This is a genomic window from Pseudarthrobacter sp. YAF2, assembly GCF_052113345.1.
Classification (GTDB): domain Bacteria; phylum Actinomycetota; class Actinomycetes; order Actinomycetales; family Micrococcaceae; genus Arthrobacter.
The window spans coordinates 44138-60549 of sequence record NZ_JBFRDA010000010.1; the positions used below are offsets into that span (position 1 = coordinate 44138).

At 67.5% G+C, this 16412-nt stretch carries 16 protein-coding genes; 10 read left to right on the forward strand and 6 right to left on the reverse strand.

Annotated elements, in window-relative coordinates:
- Positions 1-9 precede the first annotated feature (9 nt).
- From AB4Y79_RS11965 to AB4Y79_RS11980, 4 genes are all read right to left on the reverse strand, one after another.
- Positions 10-636 (reverse strand): hypothetical protein, encoded by a 627-nt coding sequence (locus AB4Y79_RS11965; RefSeq protein ID WP_441861905.1) that lies wholly within the window; start codon positions 634-636, stop codon positions 10-12.
- A 2-nt stretch (positions 637-638) separates the two neighbouring features.
- The gene (locus AB4Y79_RS11970; protein WP_441861908.1) at positions 639-1043 is read right to left on the reverse strand and encodes a DUF4383 domain-containing protein; all 405 of its coding nucleotides are present in this window, start codon (positions 1041-1043) and stop codon (positions 639-641) included.
- Positions 1044-1202: 159 nt separating this feature from the next.
- Positions 1203-1748: a hypothetical protein gene (locus AB4Y79_RS11975; RefSeq protein WP_441861911.1), complete on the reverse strand. Its 546-nt coding sequence runs from the start codon at positions 1746-1748 to the stop codon at positions 1203-1205.
- A gap of 123 nt (positions 1749-1871) precedes the next feature.
- Positions 1872-2345, reverse strand: a complete 474-nt coding sequence (locus AB4Y79_RS11980; RefSeq protein WP_441861913.1) for an Lrp/AsnC family transcriptional regulator — start codon at positions 2343-2345, stop codon at positions 1872-1874.
- A 193-nt stretch (positions 2346-2538) separates the two neighbouring features.
- Between AB4Y79_RS11980 and pdhA the strand changes: the two genes are divergently transcribed.
- From pdhA to AB4Y79_RS11995, 3 genes are read left to right on the forward strand one after another with little or no spacing between them, the layout of a single operon-like run.
- The gene (gene pdhA / locus AB4Y79_RS11985; RefSeq protein WP_441861915.1) at positions 2539-3708 is read left to right on the forward strand and encodes a pyruvate dehydrogenase (acetyl-transferring) E1 component subunit alpha; all 1170 of its coding nucleotides are present in this window, start codon (positions 2539-2541) and stop codon (positions 3706-3708) included.
- Positions 3708-4718 (forward strand): alpha-ketoacid dehydrogenase subunit beta, encoded by a 1011-nt coding sequence (locus tag AB4Y79_RS11990; protein ID WP_441861918.1) that lies wholly within the window; start codon positions 3708-3710, stop codon positions 4716-4718. The genes pdhA and AB4Y79_RS11990 overlap by 1 nt, the downstream gene beginning before the upstream one ends.
- A gap of 8 nt (positions 4719-4726) precedes the next feature.
- Positions 4727-6109, forward strand: coding sequence for a dihydrolipoamide acetyltransferase family protein (locus AB4Y79_RS11995; RefSeq protein WP_441862164.1), 1383 nt, complete (start codon positions 4727-4729; stop codon positions 6107-6109).
- Here AB4Y79_RS11995 and AB4Y79_RS12000 read toward each other — a convergent pair.
- Positions 6106-6738: an SACE_7040 family transcriptional regulator gene (locus tag AB4Y79_RS12000; RefSeq protein WP_441862166.1), complete on the reverse strand. Its 633-nt coding sequence runs from the start codon at positions 6736-6738 to the stop codon at positions 6106-6108. The genes AB4Y79_RS11995 and AB4Y79_RS12000 overlap by 4 nt on opposite strands.
- Before the next feature lie 189 nt (positions 6739-6927).
- Between AB4Y79_RS12000 and AB4Y79_RS12005 the strand changes: the two genes are divergently transcribed.
- From AB4Y79_RS12005 to AB4Y79_RS12035, 7 genes are read left to right on the forward strand one after another with little or no spacing between them, the layout of a single operon-like run.
- A complete protein-coding gene (locus tag AB4Y79_RS12005; RefSeq protein WP_441861920.1) occupies positions 6928-8535 on the forward strand; it encodes a carboxyl transferase domain-containing protein in 1608 nt (535 codons plus the stop codon).
- A gap of 7 nt (positions 8536-8542) precedes the next feature.
- Positions 8543-10705 (forward strand): acetyl/propionyl/methylcrotonyl-CoA carboxylase subunit alpha, encoded by a 2163-nt coding sequence (locus AB4Y79_RS12010; RefSeq protein WP_441861922.1) that lies wholly within the window; start codon positions 8543-8545, stop codon positions 10703-10705.
- Positions 10706-10707: 2 nt separating this feature from the next.
- Positions 10708-11871, forward strand: a complete 1164-nt coding sequence (locus AB4Y79_RS12015) for an acyl-CoA dehydrogenase family protein (protein WP_441861925.1) — start codon at positions 10708-10710, stop codon at positions 11869-11871.
- A 48-nt stretch (positions 11872-11919) separates the two neighbouring features.
- The gene (locus AB4Y79_RS12020; RefSeq protein ID WP_441861927.1) at positions 11920-12711 is read left to right on the forward strand and encodes a CoA transferase subunit A; all 792 of its coding nucleotides are present in this window, start codon (positions 11920-11922) and stop codon (positions 12709-12711) included.
- Positions 12712-12713: 2 nt separating this feature from the next.
- Complete coding sequence (locus AB4Y79_RS12025) at positions 12714-13487, forward strand: CoA transferase subunit B (RefSeq protein WP_441861929.1); 774 nt, start codon at positions 12714-12716, stop codon at positions 13485-13487.
- The gene (locus AB4Y79_RS12030; protein ID WP_441861931.1) at positions 13484-14056 is read left to right on the forward strand and encodes a MaoC family dehydratase; all 573 of its coding nucleotides are present in this window, start codon (positions 13484-13486) and stop codon (positions 14054-14056) included. Before AB4Y79_RS12025 ends, AB4Y79_RS12030 begins: the two co-directional genes overlap by 4 nt.
- Positions 14053-14892 carry an HpcH/HpaI aldolase/citrate lyase family protein gene (locus AB4Y79_RS12035; protein WP_441861934.1) on the forward strand — a complete coding sequence of 280 codons (840 nt, stop codon included), beginning with the start codon at positions 14053-14055 and terminating at the stop codon, positions 14890-14892. Before AB4Y79_RS12030 ends, AB4Y79_RS12035 begins: the two co-directional genes overlap by 4 nt.
- Here the strand turns inward: AB4Y79_RS12035 and AB4Y79_RS12040 are convergent.
- Positions 14889-16355, reverse strand: a complete 1467-nt coding sequence (locus AB4Y79_RS12040) for a lipase maturation factor family protein (protein ID WP_441861937.1) — start codon at positions 16353-16355, stop codon at positions 14889-14891. The two genes, AB4Y79_RS12035 and AB4Y79_RS12040, sit on opposite strands and share 4 nt — an antisense overlap.
- Positions 16356-16412: the final 57 nt, after the last annotated feature.

Genomic DNA, 16412 nt, shown 5'->3' on the forward strand with positions numbered 1-16412 from the left:
CTCGGAGCTTCAGCGCTGGTGGTGTCCGGCGGGGGCCAGGTTCCCGTGCTCACCGTGCGGGACGGCGTACTGGCCGGCTGTTGACGCGGCGAGTCCCGGCGTCGCTATTCCCGCCACCAGGAGGGCGCCGGCGAAGGCTCCCAGCAGCAGCTGCCCGGGCCGGCCCGATGCTGCCGTGGCGCGGCTTCCCTGCCGGCCACTTTCCTTGCGCGCCTCGGCCCGCCGGAGCCAGCCGAACGACGCAAGGATCATCAACGTGAGCAGGAAAGCCGAGAGTTGCGTCAGGTTGAGGCTGGACGTCCGCGGGACGGCGAATGCGATGGCGGCCAGATGGACCGCGGCCGCGGCGGCCAGGACATATCCTTCCCGCCGTCCGCCGGGCGGCCGGTCCTTGGCCAGGAATACGATGGCTCCGGCCAGCAGTGCGGTGCCCCAGAGCCCGGCCGCCGCGCCGGCAAGGAGCTCAACCGGTTCCGGGGGCCGGGTTGCTGCCGCGAAGATGCTCGATGCAATGGCCAGGTTGACCGAACCCGCACCGAATCCCGCGAACCCGGCAACAAGCCGCACCGCAGGAATCGCGTGGGACGCCGGCCCGTCGGCAACGGGCGCGGGACCCGTCATGCCGGATGCCGCCATGACTATGCCCGGGCAGCGGCCGGGGACTTGTCCAGGGACAGGCCCACGCCCAGGAGCAGGACGGCGCTGGCGAGGTGCAGGACGTTGTCGGCACCGTTCAGGGCGATGATGTTCAGCGCGGAGTCCAGCAGCAACAGTCCCACGATGCCCACCAGGAGGTAGACGGCGCCCACGGTGGCGTTGAGCGTACGCGCCGTATCCGTCCCGCGCAGTCCGGCGAACAGCAGCGCGGCGCCAATGGCCAGGTGGATGACGTTATGCAGGGGGTTGACCTCGAAGATGATCAGGTTCGCGCCCTCGGTGGCGACGAATCCTACGCCGGACGTGACGGCGAAGCCCAGGAGGCCCACCAGCAGGTAGACGGCTCCGAAAATGGTGGCGACGAGGCGGTTGGGTGAGTTGCGCATGGCCCGATTCCTTCCTGAAGTGCGGGGACTGTTCCCCGAACGCAGGGTCCCCGGGCGGGACCCTCGGAAGCAGTTCGCATCATCCCGGGAGAAGGATGGGTGAAAAGATCAGCGCCCTTTTCACTGTGCGGCCTCCACGGGGCCGCGCGGGCCGGCGGGTCAGGCGGCGGGCCGCAGCTTGATGTTGGTCATTTTGAGGTCGTTGGCTCCCTCGAAGCGGTAGGCGAGGTCGACCTTCTTGCCGGAACAGCTGATCTGGCCCGCCACGTCGGCTGATTTCATGCCGTTCTCGGTTGCCACCTTGAGCTCGGTGTAGGCGGGCTTGCACGAGTCATCCAGTTCCAGGCTTTTCACGCCGGAGATGAACGCCTCCTTGGAAAGCTGCTCCTTAAGCAAGGGGTCAAGGTAGTCGTCATACGCGGTGGATACTTCCCCGGCGATCACCTTCTTGGTGAAGTCGTCGGCAAGGCCCCTGGCCTGGTTGGTGGCGCTGTTCACCACGTTCACCAGGATCACGACGCCGAGGATCACCAGCAGCAGCACCCCGCCGATGCTGCCAAGGACGATCCCCAGCTTCCGCCGGCTCTGCACCCGCGGACGTTCCCCGGGCAGGCCGAACGGGGCCGGCTGCCCAGGCATCGAGGGCAGCTCCGGCGGCGCCGGTTCCGCGTGGCCTTGCCGGTACGAATCCTGGGGACTGCTCAAGGGGTGAGCCTTTCGGGGACGGGCGCGGTGGCACCGGCGGACTGCCCGGGCCCTCCCGGCCCGGCACATAACTGGAACCAGCCTATAACCCTGCCCGCCGGCGTCGTGCCTCCCGTGGCGCCGTTACCCGCCCTCCGAGCCCCGTTCCAGCAGTGGTTGCACCCGGAAGGGGATCAACTCGCCCATGGCCAGTGCCGTGTCTGCCCGCTCCACGCCGTCGCACGCCAGGATCTTTCCGTTGATCCGGAACAGGTCCTCGGCATCCCTGGCCACCACGCGCAGCAGCAGGTCTGCCGACCCCGTGAGCCCGTACCCCTCCAGGATCTCGGGAATCGCCGCCATTTCCCCGGCCAACCGCCCGAGTTTCTGCTGCTGGACATGCACGGAGATGAAGGCCATCAGCGGATACCCCAGCGCCACCGGATTGATGCGCCGTTCAAAGGACAGGAAGACGTGCTTCTTGTCGAGCTGGGCCATCCGCGCCTGGACGGTGTTCCGGGACAGGCCGAGCTTTTGCGCCAGTGCCACCACGGTGCGGCGCGGGTCCTGCGACAGTGCCGACAGCAGGCGGGTGTCAGTGCCATCCAAAGCTTGCATAATGCGCAACGCTAGCACGGTATAAGCACGCCAGACAGGGCATTATGCTCAGAAACTGCCGTGGTGGTTGTACCCCCTGAGCATTGTGAGTAGGGTCACAGTATCTGGGGCAATGGCGCCCGGAAGGCCGGTGGCGGCTGGTGCCAAAAGCCCGAAAACCACAGGTCAACGACGTACGAAGGTTGCGGCAATCGTGTCTACAGACGAAACGGGCCATGGCGGTGCAATAACCCCCGAAAACGCAGGGGACCCCACCGGGGCCGGGCAGGAACTTCTCCAGTTGATCACCCCGGCGGGCGAGCGAATCAGCCACCCGGAGTTCGATTTTTGGGTCAGGGACATCACCGATGAGCAGTTGTGTTCCCTGTTCGAGGACATGACAGTCATCCGGCGGATCGACGTAGAGGCCACCGCCCTCCAGCGGCAGGGGGAACTGGCGCTCTGGCCGCCGCTGCTGGGGCAGGAGGCGGCCCAGATCGGTTCGGGGCGGGCCATGCGGGCGGACGACTTTGTCTTCTCCAGCTACCGCGAGAACGGTGTGGCCTATTGCCGCGGCGTGGACCTGACGGACCTGCTCCGGGTCTGGCGCGGCAACGCCTCCGGCGGTTGGGACCCGTACGCCATCAACATGGCCACTCCGCAGATCATCATTGGCGCCCAGACCCTGCATGCCACCGGATATGCCATGGGGATCCAGAACGACGGCGCCGATGCCGTGGCCGTTACCTACTTCGGCGACGGCGCCACCAGCGAAGGCGACGTCAACGAGGCCATGGTGTTCGCCGCCAGCTTCCAGGCCCCTGTGGTGTTTTTCTGCACGAACAACCATTGGGCCATCTCGGAGCCCGTCCGGCTCCAGTCGCACATCCAGCTCGCAGAGCGGGCCACCGGCTTCGGCATCCCGAGCCTGCGGGTGGACGGCAACGACGTCCTGGCTGTCATGGCCGCCACCCGGCTCGCGTTGGACCGGGCCCGGCGCGGCGGCGGCCCCACGTTCATTGAAGCCGTCACCTACCGGATGGGACCGCACACCACGGCCGATGATCCCACGCGTTACCGGGACGCCAACGAACTGGAGGACTGGGCCGCGAAGGACCCCATCTCCAGGTTGGCTTCGCTCCTGGACCGGAAGGGACTCCTGACCGCGCAGTTGCAGGAGCATGTCCGGGCCAAGGCCGATTCCGTCTCAGCGGAAATGCGCCGCGGCTGCACCACCATGCCGGACCCCCAGCCGATGGACGTCTTCAAGCACGTCTACAGCACCCCCAACTCCTGGCTGGAACGCCAGCAGGACCACTACGCCCGCTACCTTGCTTCATTCGGCGATCCCGCAGGAGCAGTTCCAGAGGAAGGTGCACGCTGATGACCCAGTTGACCTTTGCCCGCGCCATCAACGCCGGCCTGCGGAAGTCGCTGGAAAACGACTCCAAGGTGGTCCTCCTCGGCGAGGACATCGGCGCCCTCGGCGGGGTGTTCCGTGTGACGGACGGCCTGCAGAAGGACTTCGGCACGCACCGGGTGGTGGACACGCCGCTGGCGGAATCCGCCATCGTGGGGACCGCCGTCGGCCTGGCCTACCGCGGCTACCGCCCGGTGGTGGAGATCCAGTTCGACGGATTCATCTATCCGGCGTTCGACCAGATCGTCAGCCAGGTGGCGAAGCTGCATTACCGCACGCGCGGCGCGGTGAAGATGCCCATCACCATCAGGGTCCCCTTCGGCGGCGGGATCGGTTCGCCCGAGCACCACTCGGAGTCCCCGGAGGCGTACTTTACGCACACCTCCGGACTGCGCGTGGTGGCGGTTTCCAACCCCCAGGACGCCTACACGGTTATCCAGCAGGCCATTTCCTGCGACGATCCCGTCTTGTATTTCGAACCCAAACGCCGCTACCACGACAAAGGCGAAGTGGATGAGTCGGCTGCCCTTTCATCCGCCCTGCCCATGGACAAGGCCCGCGTGCTGACCGAGGGCACCGATGTCACCCTGGTGGCCTACGGCCCCTTGGTCAAAACCGCACTGGATGCCGCCACGGCCGCAGCGGACGAGGGAATCTCCCTGGAAGTGATCGACCTGCGCTCGCTGTCTCCGGTGGACTACGACGCCGTGGTGGCCTCCGTTCGGAAGACCGGGCGCCTGGTGGTCACGCACGAGGCGGGACAATCCGGCGGCCTGGGAGCGGAGGTGGCGGCCAGCATCACCGAGCGGTGCTTCTACCACCTCGAGGCTGCTCCGGTCCGGGTCACCGGGTTCGACATTCCGTACCCGTACTCCAAGCTGGAAATGCACCACCTGCCCGGCCTGGACCGTATCCTCGACGGCGTTGACCGTGCCCTGGGCCGCCCGAATTCCCTGAGCGGGCTGGAAGGGTGAGCGCCACCATGATCAAGGAATTCCGTCTCCCGGACCTGGGCGAAGGGCTCACAGAGTCCGAAATCCTCAGCTGGAAAGTGGACGTTGGCGATACTGTCAGCCTGAACCAGGTCATTGCCGAGGTAGAGACAGCCAAAGCCGTGGTGGAGCTTCCCTCCCCGTTTGCCGGGGTCATCAAGGAGCTCCACGAGCAGCCCGGGTCCGTGGTTGAGGTGGGGAAGCCCATCGTCTCGTTCGAGGTTCCGGACGACGCCGGGACTGCACCTTCGGACCCGGCCGGCGCGTTGCCTGCGGGGCCGGGGGAGCATGGGGTGGAAACCCAGAAACGGGAACCGAACCTGGTGGGCTACGGCGCCGTCGTCGAAGGGTCCGGCCGGCCAACGCGCAGGCCACGAAACTTTGCTGCCCCGGTGGTTGAGCCGGTCCAAACAAGGCCGGTCCAAACAAGGCCTGTCGAAACCAGGCCTGTTGAATCAGCGCCTGCCGAGTCCGCGCCTGCAGACCGGCCACGTTCCACGCCGCCGGTCCGCAAGCTGGCCAAGGATCTCAGCCTGGACCTCACCCAGGTACCGGGCAGCGGCCCCGGCGGGCTGATTACGCGCGAGGACGTGCTCGGATTTGCCCGGCACCACGAGGAACCGGCCGCGGCGCAGCATGGGGCACCGGCGGTGTCCGGAACGCGGCAGGGGGAGCGGGAAACCAGGACTCCCATCAAGGGAGTCCGCAAATACACCGCAGCCGCGATGGTGCAGAGTGCCTTCACCGCCCCGCACGCCACCGAATTCCTCACCGTGGATGTCACGCCAAGCCTTGAACTGCTGGCAAGGCTCAAGAGCAGGAGGGAGTTCACCGGGCTCAAGCTCACCCCGCTGACGCTCGCCGCCAAGGCAGTGCTCGTCGCCCTGCGCAGGAACCCTGCGCTGAACTCCCACTGGGATGAGGAACACCAGGAAATCGTCACCTACAACTACGTGAACCTGGGCATCGCGGCGGCCACGCCCCGGGGCCTCACCGTTCCCAACATCAAAGATGCGGACACCATGCCGCTTCCGCAGCTGGCCCAGGCCTTGACGGCGCTCGCCGAAACGGCCCGCGCCGGCAAGACCACTCCTGCCGAGCTGTCCGGCGGCACCATTTCGATCACCAACATCGGCGTTTTCGGCATTGACGCCGGTACCCCCATCCTCAACCCGGGCGAGGCGGCCATCCTGGGGCTGGGCGCCGTCCGGACCCTGCCGTGGGAGTGGCGGGGTGAGGTGGCCTTGCGCCAGGTGATCACGTTGAGCCTGTCCTTCGACCACCGCCTGGTGGACGGCGAGCAGGGCTCGCGGTTCCTCGCCGACGTCGGCGCCATCCTGGCCGAGCCGGGAATGGTGCTGACCATGGTCTAACGGGGGGACTGGACGCCCCCTGCGCTGTCCACCAGCAGGGCAGCCAATGCCATGCGCTCCAGCAGGGGGCGGGCCACGCCCGCCGCGATCCGCCTGCCATGGCTGCGAACGGAGTGCGGCGTGGAGTTGATGAGGCCAAACGTCGCGTGGGCCCGCATCCGGAGTTCGGCGGCGTCTGTGCCCGGGTGGACCTTGGCGAGGACGTCCACCCATAACTCCACGTAGCTGCGCTGCAGGGTGCGTACTGCGGACTGGTCCTGCTCGGACAAGTTGCTGAGGTCCCGGTCCTGGACGCGGATCACGTCGGGCTTGCCGAGCGCAAAGTCCACCTGGAATTCCACCAACTGCCGCAGCGCGGCTGCCGGATCGGCGGTGCTTTCCACCACCTGGCGTCCGCCGTCCAGCAGCTCCTGGCTCACGGTCACCAGGAGGTCGGCGAGGACTGCCTGCTTGCCCGGGAAGTGGCGGTAAACCGCGGGGCCGCTTACACCCGCAGCCGCGCCCAGGTCTTCGAGCGATACCCGGTTGAACCCGTTGAGCGCGAAGAGTGACGCCGCCGCTGTCAGCAGCGCCTGCCGCCGGTTCTCCTTGGCCTTGCCTCGCTGGGTGGTGGGAGCCGGCTGCGGCATGGCTGGCTGCGTTGCATTGTTGGGGTGTGTTCCCGTGCTGGGCACTTTTCCTCCTCGGACCGACGCAGATTCTACCAAGGCCGCCATGTGTTGGACATCACAGTTAATCGAGACTAACCTGAATTTCAGTTATTAGTCACTAACCGAGTTGGCATGCAGCCGCCCGGTCCAGACAGGAACGGATCGTCAATGGAGACCCTGGCCAGCCGGCTCGACCCCGCAAGCGAGTCCTTCCGCGCCAACCGGGAAGCGCAACTGGTGCTCGCCGGAGACCTGCGGAAAAGGCTGGCAGATGCCGCGCTGGGCGGCCCGCAGAAATCGCGGGACCGGCACGTGGCCCGGGGAAAGCTCCTGCCGCGGGACAGGATCGACCAGTTGCTGGACGACGGCAGCCCGTTCCTGGAGATCGCGCCCCTGGCCGCCAACGGGATGTACGGCGACGAAGCGCCAGGCGCCGGCGTCATTGCCGGGATCGGGCTGGTGCACGGACGGCAGGTCCTGGTGATTTCCAACGACGCCACGGTCAAGGGCGGCACCTACTACCCCATGACGGTGAAGAAGCACCTGCGCGCCCAGGAGGTTGCGCTGGAAAACCGGCTGCCCTGCATCTACCTGGTGGATTCGGGCGGGGCATTCCTCCCCAAGCAGGATGAGGTCTTCCCGGACAAGGACCACTTCGGCCGCATCTTCTACAACCAGGCCCGGCTCTCCGCCGCCAAAATCCCGCAGATCGCGGCCGTCATGGGGTCCTGCACCGCCGGCGGCGCCTACGTTCCCGCCATGAGCGATGAAACGGTGATCGTCCGGAACCAGGGAACCATTTTCCTGGGCGGCCCCCCTCTGGTGAAGGCCGCGATCGGGGAGATCGTGACCGCCGAGGAACTCGGCGGCGGTGAGGTTCACGCCCGGATTTCCGGGGTGACCGACCACCTGGCCGAAAACGATGAGCATGCACTGCAGATCATCAGGGACATAGTTGCCACCCTGCCGCCGCCGGCCGCGCCGGCCTGGGAGGTGGAACCCATCGTCGAACCTGCCGCGGACCCGGACGGGCTCTACGGTGCCGTGCCCACGGACGTCAACGCCCCCTACGACGTCCACGAGGTGATCGCCCGGCTGGTGGACGGCAGCAGGTTCCACGAGTTCAAAAGGGAGTACGCCACCACCCTCGTCACGGGATTCGCCCGGATCTGCGGACACCCCGTCGGAATCGTGGCCAACAACGGCGTGCTGTTCAGCGAATCATCGCTCAAGGGCGCCCATTTCATTGAGCTCTGCGACCAGCGCGGCATCCCGCTGCTGTTCCTGCAGAACATCTCCGGCTTCATGGTGGGCAAGGACGCCGAACAAGGCGGCATCGCCAAGAACGGCGCCAAGATGGTGACCGCCGTCGCCACTGCCCGGGTTCCCAAGCTGACCGTGGTCATCGGCGGCTCCTTCGGCGCAGGCAACTATTCGATGTGCGGCCGCGCCTACTCGCCGCGGTTCCTCTGGATGTGGCCCGCCGCGCGGATCTCGGTCATGGGCGGTAACCAGGCCGCCAGCGTCCTGGCCACCGTGAAGCGCGACCAGTACGAGGCAGCCGGGGAACAATGGCCGGCTGACGACGAAGAGGCTTTCAAGGCACCCATCCGCCGCCAGTACGAGGACCAGGGCAGCCCTTACTATTCCACGGCCCGGCTCTGGGATGACGCCGTGATCGACCCCGCAGACACCCGCACCGTCCTGGGACTGGCGCTCGACGTCGTCTCCCGCACCCCCTTGCCGGAGACCTCCTTCGGCCTCTTCCGGATGTGAGCCGGCAATGACCATGCAAACCCGATCAGAACCAGCCCCCGGCGGCACCTCCACCCCGCGCCTGTTTGGCACCGTCCTGGTGGCCAACCGCGGTGAAATCGCCTGCCGCATCATTCGCACCCTGCGCCACCTGGGAATCCGGTCGGTGGCCGTCTACAGCGATGCCGACGCCGGTGCCCGCCACGTCCGCGAAGCTGACGCGGCCGTGCGCATCGGCCCGGCACCCGCCGTCGAAAGCTACCTGAGCGCCGACGCGATCATCGATGCGTGCCGGCAGTCCGGCGCCGAGGCAGTCCACCCGGGGTACGGCTTCCTCAGTGAGAACGTGGACTTTGCCCGCGCCCTGGAAAAAGCCGGCATCACCTTCATCGGCCCCGGCGTGGAGGCACTGAACGTCATGGGGGACAAGATCCGGGCCAAGAACCATGTGGCCGGCTACGGGGTGCCCGTGGTGCCCGGCATTGCCAGGCCCGGCATGACGGACAGTGAACTGGTGGAGGCCGCCGGCGGGGTCGGCTTTCCGATCCTGATCAAGCCCTCCGCCGGCGGTGGCGGCAAGGGGATGCAGGCCGTGGAAAGGCCGGAGGACCTGCCCGCTGCCCTGGCAACGGCGAGGCGCGTAGCCGCGGCCGCGTTCGGTGACGACACCCTGTTCCTGGAACGCCTGGTGACCACGCCGCGGCACATCGAAGTGCAGGTGCTGGCCGACGGCCACGGCAACGTCATCCACCTCGGCGAGCGCGAATGCTCGCTGCAGCGGCGGCACCAGAAAGTCATTGAGGAAGCACCGTCGCCCCTGCTGGAAGGCCTTCCGGACGGGGCGGCCATCCGCGCACGGATCGGGGAAGCCGCCTGCAACGCCGCCCGCAGCGTGAACTACCAGGGTGCAGGAACGGTGGAATTCCTGGTGTCCGACGACGCACCGGACGAGTTTTTCTTCATGGAGATGAACACCAGGCTGCAGGTGGAGCACCCGGTGACGGAGATGGTCACCGGCACCGACCTGGTGGAATGGCAGGTACGGATCGCCGCCGGTGCCGAGCTGACGCTCCGGCAGGCCGACGTCGAACTCTCCGGCCATGCGGTGGAGGCGCGCGTCTACGCCGAGGTTCCGGAGAAGAACTTCCTCCCGTCCACCGGAACCGTGCTGGTGCTGGATGAACTCCCGTCACCAACCGAAGGCCGGATCCGGGTGGATTCCTCCCTGCTGGAGGGGCTGGAGCTCCCGGCCCACTATGACCCCATGATTTCCAAGGTGATTGCCTGGGGCGCGGACCGTGCGGCCGCGCTGGAAACCCTGGACGGTGCCCTGGCCGGCTACACCGCACTGGGAATCGACACGAACGTGGAGTACCTCCGGCTCCTCCTGAACGACCCCGACGTCCAGGCGGGGCACCTGGACACCGGCCTGATCGAACGCAAGCTGCCAGGCATGGAATTCCGGAAGGTCGGGGACGCGGACCTGGTGGCCGCTGCGCTGTACACCGCCACAGTCGAGGACCGGGACAGCCCCGGACCGGCGGGCGGGCCGTGGGACAGCAGGAGCGGCTGGCGGCTTGGAACCCCGGCGCCGCGCCGGATCAGCCTCGGAACGGCCGACGACGGCGTGGCAACCGTGGCGGTAACCGGCAGCCCCGCAGGGGGCGCCCCCGTCACGGCAGCCGTTGACGGGGGCCCGCAGCACAGTGCCGGCCTGTCCCTCCAGGACCCGCGGCGCGCCGTCATCAGGCTCGGTGATGAAACCCGGAGCTACGCCGTGGGCGTGGCCCCCGGCCATCCCACCCGGATCTTCCTGGGCAGTGATGGCTGGTCCTGCCGGCTTGAGGTCCTCACCCGCGAGGCGAGGCTGGACCGGGTGCTGGCCGCCATGGAGCGCGAAGAAGGCTCGGCCGACCCCGAGGTGCGTTCACCAATGCCCGGAACCGTGGTGGCAGTCCCGGTCCGCGACGGGGACACCGTAAAGGCCGGGGAGGTCCTGGTGTCAGTGGAAGCCATGAAGATGGAACACCACCTCGTTGCCCCGCTGGCCGGGACCGTGCACCTCAGTGCCCGCACCGGTGACCTTGTGAAGGCCGACCAGGTCCTGGCCACCATCCACCCCCACCCTGCGGACGCAGAGCCAGCGTCCGCAGACACAGACACAGCCACCATCCAAGGCGAAGGAGCCTGACCATGACCGGATTCGAACTCAGCGAGGAATACCAGGACCTCAGCGACACAGTCCGCGACTTCGCGGACAACGTGGTGGCCCCGGTCTCCGCCAAACACGATGAAGAACACAGCTTCCCCTATGAAGTGGTGAAGCAGATGGCCGAAATGGGCCTGTTCGGCCTCCCGTTCCCGGAGGAATTCGGCGGGATGGGCGGGGACTACTTCGCGCTCGCCCTGGCCCTGGAACAGCTCGGCCGCGTGGACCAGTCGGTGGCCATCACACTGGAGGCCGGCGTTTCCCTGGGCGCCATGCCGGTGTACCGCTTCGGAACCGACGCGCAGAAGCAGGAATGGCTGCCGCTCCTGGCATCAGGCCAGGCGCTCGCAGGCTTCGGCCTCACCGAACCCGAGGCAGGCTCCGACGCCGGCGGCACCAAGACCACCGCCCGCCGCGAGGAGGGCAACTGGGTGATTAACGGCAACAAGGAGTTCATCACCAACTCCGGAACGGCCATCACCCGGCTGGTCACCGTCACCGCCGTCACCGGCCGGAAGGAAGCCGCGGACGGCAGCGTCCGGAAGGAAATCTCCACCATCCTGGTGCCCACCGACACGCCGGGCTTCAAGGCCGAAAAGCCGTACAACAAGGTGGGCTGGAACGCCTCGGACACCCACCCGCTGACCCTCAAGGACGTCCGCGTCCCGGAGGCGAACCTGTTGGGCCAGGAGGGGCGCGGCTACGCGAATTTCCTGTCCATCCTGGACGAAGGCCGGATCGCCATCGCCGCGCTTGCTACCGGTGCCGCCCAGGGCTGCGTGGACCTGTCGGTCAAGTACGCCCAGGAACGCAGGGCGTTCGGGAGCGAAATCGGCAAGTACCAGGCCATCTCCTTCAAGATCGCAAGGATGGAAGCCCGAGCCCATACTGCCCGCCTGGCCTACTACGATGCGGCTGCCAGGATGCTTGCCGGTAAGCCGTTCAAGACCCAGGCGGCCATCGCTAAGATGGTCGCAGGCGAGGCGGCCATGGACAACGCGCGGGATGCCACCCAGGTATTCGGCGGCTATGGCTTCATCAACGAGTTCACCGTGGCGCGCCACTACCGCGACTCCAAGATCCTGGAAGTGGGGGAGGGCACCACGGAAGTCCAGCTGATGCTGATCGCCCGCGAACTGGGACTGTAAGCGCCTGCGCCAGCAGCACCGGACGCAGCCGGCCTGAGAGGATCACCGATGATTGACAAGGTTGTAGCCAGTGCCGACGCCGCCGTGGCCGACATCCCGGACGGGGCTTCCCTGGCGGTGGGCGGGTTCGGGCTCTGCGGAATCCCGGTGGCCCTGATCGACGCCCTGCACCGCGCCGGCACCTCAGGCCTGGAAACGGTCAGCAATAACTGCGGCGTGGACGACTGGGGCTTGGGCATCTTGCTCCGCGACGGCCGCATCCGCCGCACCATCAGCTCCTACGTGGGTGAAAACAAGGAGTTCGCCCGCCAGTACCTTGCCGGTGAACTCGAGGTGGTGCTGACCCCGCAGGGCACCCTGGCCGAGAAGCTGCGCGCCGGCGGCGCCGGCATCCCCGCGTTCTACACCAAGGCGGGCGTGGGGACGCAGGTGTCCGACGGCGGCCTGCCGCAAAAGTACGACGCCAACGGCGGCATCGCCATCGCCTCCGCCGCCAAGGAAGTGCGTTCCTTTGGCGGAGTGGACTACGTCCTGGAAGAATCCCTCACCCCCGATTTCGGGCTGGTGCACGCCTGGAAGGGCGACCGGCACGGCAACCTGGTGTTCCACGCCACGGCCATGAACTTCAACCCGTTATGCGCCATGGCCGGACGCATCACCATCGCCGAGGTGGAGGAACTCGTCGAACCTGGCGAACTGGACCCCGAACACATCCACACCCCCGGGATTTTCGTCCAGCGGGTGGTCCTGGCGGCCGGTGGGGAAAAGCGCATCGAAAAGCGGACGGTGGCCCTGGCGGGCGGACGAACACCTGGCAGCGGCCAGCAGGCAGGAGCATGACCATGGATCCCAACAGCACTGAGGCGCCCCGCCCGGAAGCCGTCCGGCCGGAATACCGGCGTGCCGGGGAGCACCAGCCCGGGCGCGGCGACGCGGCCGCCGCTGCAGGAAGCAAAGGCTGGACGCGGAACGAACTGGCCGCCCGGGTGGCGCGCGAGCTCCGCAACGGCCAGTACGTCAACCTGGGTATCGGGATGCCCACCCTGATTCCCAACTACATCCCGGCCGGGGTGGAAGTGGTGCTGCACTCGGAGAACGGAATATTGGGTGTTGGCCCCTACCCTGCTGAGGATGCGGTGGATCCGGACCTGATCAACGCCGGCAAGGAGACCGTGACAGTCAACCGGGGAGCGGCGTTCTTCGACTCGGCAACATCCTTTGGCATGATCCGCGGCGGCCATGTGGACCTCGCTGTCCTGGGCGCGATGGAGGTCGCCGCCAACGGAGACCTCGCCAACTGGATGGTCCCGGGAAAGATGGTCAAGGGAATGGGCGGCGCCATGGACCTGGTGTTCGGCGCCAAACGGGTGATTGTGATGATGGAGCACGTGGACCGCAACGGCAATCCCAAGATCGTCCGGGAGTGCTCGCTCCCGTTGACCGGCAAGGGATGCGTGGACCGGATCATTACCGACCTCGCCGTGATCGACGTCGTCCGGGACGGCGGGCCGTCCCGGCTGGTCCTGCGCGAACTGGCCCCCAACGTCTCCGTCGAGGACGTGGTGGCCGCCACCGGCGCGGAGCTGTACGAGGAAGACCAGGAACTCACCGTATGACCGGCAACAACCCCCCGGACACGGTCCCGGCAGGCTCAACGGCAGGAGGTGGCGACGGCGGCCGGCGCGTCATCGAGCAGCGCGGGCTCTACTTCGACGAGCTGGAGGAAGGCGTGCTGTATGCCCACCGGCCCGGACGCACCGTGACGGAAACGGACAACGTCCTCTTCACCACCCTCACCATGAACACGCAGGCGCTGCACCTGGATGCGGCCTGGAGCGCGGGGCAGCCCTTTGGCCAGCGGCTGATGAACTCCATGTTCACCCTCGCCACCATGGTGGGCCAGTCCGTCACCCAGTTGACCCAAGGGACCATCATTGCGCAGCTGGGCCTGACCGACGTCACCTTTCCGCACCCGCTCTACCATGGGGACACGCTCTACACCGAGACGGTGATCACCGGCAAGCGGCTTTCGGCCTCACGGCCGGGGCAGGGCATCGTTACCATGGAGCACACCGGACGCAACCAGGACGGAGCCGTGGTGGCACGAGCCACGAGGAGCTGCCTGATGTGGACCCGGGACGCGCACCAGGACCAGCCCGGCGCGCAGGGGAGAATGCCCGTATGACATTTTCGATGGGCCCCTCCCTGCTCTTTTGCCCCGCTGACCGCCCGGAGCGTTACCTCAAAGCTGCGTCGCGGGCCGACGCCGTGATCCTGGACCTTGAAGACGCCGTGGCGCCGCCGGACAAGCAGCGGGCGCGCGGTGCAATCCTTGCCCAGGTGGGTGCAGCCGGCGACGACCCCGAACTGGACCCCAGCCGGACCATCGTCAGGGTCAACCCGGTCACCACGGAGGACTTCGCAAAGGACCTGCACTGCCTGGCGCACACGCCATACCGCACGGTCATGCTGGCCAAAGCGGAATCGGCTGAACAGCTCAAGGCGCTGGAAGGCTACCAGGTCATCGCGCTGTGCGAAACAGCCCTGGGCGTGCTGAACGCCCCCGCCATCGCCGCCGCCCCCAACGTGGTGGCCCTGATGTGGGGGGCCGAGGACCTCCTGGCCACGTTGGGCGGCACCTCCAGCAGGAAGGACGACGGCGGCTACCGGGCGGTGGCGCTGCACGCCCGCTCCTCGGTGTTGCTGGCCGCCAGGGCATTCGGCAAGGAAGCCATCGACGCCGTCTACACCAACATCCCCGACCTCGACGGGCTGGCGGACGAAACCGCCGACGCCGTGGCCTCCGGGTTCGGCTCCAAGGCGTGCATCCATCCCGGCCAGGCCGCCGTCGTCCGCAAGGCCTACGCGCCCTCCGAGGAGGAGGTGGCCGCGGCGCATGAGCTGCTGGACGCCGCCACGGCGGCCGGCAGCGGGGTCTTCCAGCACCACGGAAAGATGATTGACGGGCCAATCCTCAAGCACGCCCAAGGCATCCTGCGCCGTGCCGGCAGGGACGCCTAGGTGCCCTTCCGCCCCGACGGCCGGCGCAGGGACGTTGGCGGGATGGGCTCGTAGAGCAGGGTCCGCACCCAGCGGTTCCCGGTCTCCCGGAACTCTTTCCGGCTGGCGAAGCGGTAATGGAAACTGCGCACGCGCACCAGCCGCGGTGCGGCGCCGTCGAACGGGTCATGCCGCAGCAGCCGCAGCACCTGCCGGTCCGCCGAGAGCAGCTTGCCCAGGAAGGCGTAGAACCATTCCTCGTGCACGCTCCGCAGCGGCAGGAACCACATGAGCCAGTCCAGGCGCAGATGGTACGGGGCCCACTGCCGCGGAATCCGCCGGACATCGCCGGGTTTGCCCTTGAAACCGTACTCGCGCCAGTCCGAGGCGTCCCCGGGGTTCCCGTCCAGGGTGCCTTCCACCACGATCTCGATGCGCTGCCTGGTCACCGTGCCGAATGCGCCATAGGCATTGACCAGCTGCCACCGGTTGAAGCTGGCATTCATCAGCTGCCGGCGGGAGAAGAGGTTCCGCAGCGGCCAGTAGCTCAGGACCAGCAGCAGGAGGGACGCCGCCAGCGTTATGGCCAGCCACCACAGGGGAGTGTCCCGTGCGGCACCCGCGTGCCAGTCCGCCGGGACGGCCGGTATCACGGCATGGGCCACGGGATCGCTGACCGCGGCAAACGCCAGCACGATCGCCATCCAGTTCAGCCACGCAAAGTTGCCGCTCGCCACCAGCCACAGTTGGGTGGCGACGACGACGGCCGCCGCCACTCCCGCCACCGGCTGCGGCGCGAACAGCAGGAACGGCACCACCAGCTGGGCGATGTGGTTGCCCACCACCTCGATCCGGTGCAGCGGCTTCGGCAACAGGTGCGCCTGCCGGCTGAGGGGCCCCGGCATGGGCTGCGTCTCATGGTGGTAGTACAGCGCCGTCAGGTCCCGCCACTCCCGGCCCCCGCGGATCTTGATCATCCCGGCCCCGAATTCCAACCGGAACACCAGCCACACCACCAGGATGAGGATGGTGCGCGGCGGTTCCGTCTGGTCCGACCCCAGGAAGGCCACGGTGAAACCGGCCTCCAGCAGCAGCATCTCCCAGCCGAACCCGTAGAACGTCTGCCCCACGTTCACGATGGACATGTACAAAAGCCACAGGGCAAGGAACGCCAGCAACGGAACCCAGGGCGGCCCGGCCTGCGGGAGCCCCGCCACGAGCAACGCCGACACCGCCAGGCCCACGGCACAAACACTCCGCAGCAGCCGGTCCGAGTACCGCCAACGGAACAGGGTGGGCCGGGACAACCGGGAAAAGGCTGCCAGGAAATCCGGCACCGGAAGGAGGCCGCGCTCACCGAGCAACGCCGGAAACTGGTTCAGCGTGGACAGGAACGCAACGAAATACAACGCTGCGACGCCCCGTTGCAGCACCTGCCGGGCAAATTCATACTCCGGCGCATCGAACCAGGTGAGCCACTCCACGGATTCCACGTTACGCCCGGCCGTCCGGCGGTCAAGGCGCAGCAGGGCAGGCGGCGT

Bases quoted from the DNA above. Each gene is read 5' to 3' on its own strand.
- AB4Y79_RS12010 (WP_441861922.1), top strand. From the start codon at position 8,543: ATGACCATGCAAACCCGATCAGAACCAGCCCCCGGCGGCACCTCCACC.
- AB4Y79_RS12000 (WP_441862166.1), bottom strand. From the start codon at position 6,738: ATGCCGCAGCCGGCTCCCACCACCCAGCGAGGCAAGGCCAAGGAGAAC.
- AB4Y79_RS12015 (WP_441861925.1), top strand. From the start codon at position 10,708: ATGACCGGATTCGAACTCAGCGAGGAATACCAGGACCTCAGCGACACA.
- AB4Y79_RS11995 (WP_441862164.1), top strand. From the start codon at position 4,727: ATGATCAAGGAATTCCGTCTCCCGGACCTGGGCGAAGGGCTCACAGAG.
- AB4Y79_RS11980 (WP_441861913.1), bottom strand. From the start codon at position 2,345: ATGCAAGCTTTGGATGGCACTGACACCCGCCTGCTGTCGGCACTGTCG.
- AB4Y79_RS11990 (WP_441861918.1), top strand. From the start codon at position 3,708: ATGACCCAGTTGACCTTTGCCCGCGCCATCAACGCCGGCCTGCGGAAG.
- AB4Y79_RS11965 (WP_441861905.1), bottom strand. From the start codon at position 636: ATGGCGGCATCCGGCATGACGGGTCCCGCGCCCGTTGCCGACGGGCCG.
- AB4Y79_RS12020 (WP_441861927.1), top strand. From the start codon at position 11,920: ATGATTGACAAGGTTGTAGCCAGTGCCGACGCCGCCGTGGCCGACATC.
- AB4Y79_RS11970 (WP_441861908.1), bottom strand. From the start codon at position 1,043: ATGCGCAACTCACCCAACCGCCTCGTCGCCACCATTTTCGGAGCCGTC.
- AB4Y79_RS12030 (WP_441861931.1), top strand. From the start codon at position 13,484: ATGACCGGCAACAACCCCCCGGACACGGTCCCGGCAGGCTCAACGGCA.
- AB4Y79_RS12035 (WP_441861934.1), top strand. From the start codon at position 14,053: ATGACATTTTCGATGGGCCCCTCCCTGCTCTTTTGCCCCGCTGACCGC.
- AB4Y79_RS12005 (WP_441861920.1), top strand. From the start codon at position 6,928: ATGGAGACCCTGGCCAGCCGGCTCGACCCCGCAAGCGAGTCCTTCCGC.
- AB4Y79_RS12025 (WP_441861929.1), top strand. From the start codon at position 12,714: ATGGATCCCAACAGCACTGAGGCGCCCCGCCCGGAAGCCGTCCGGCCG.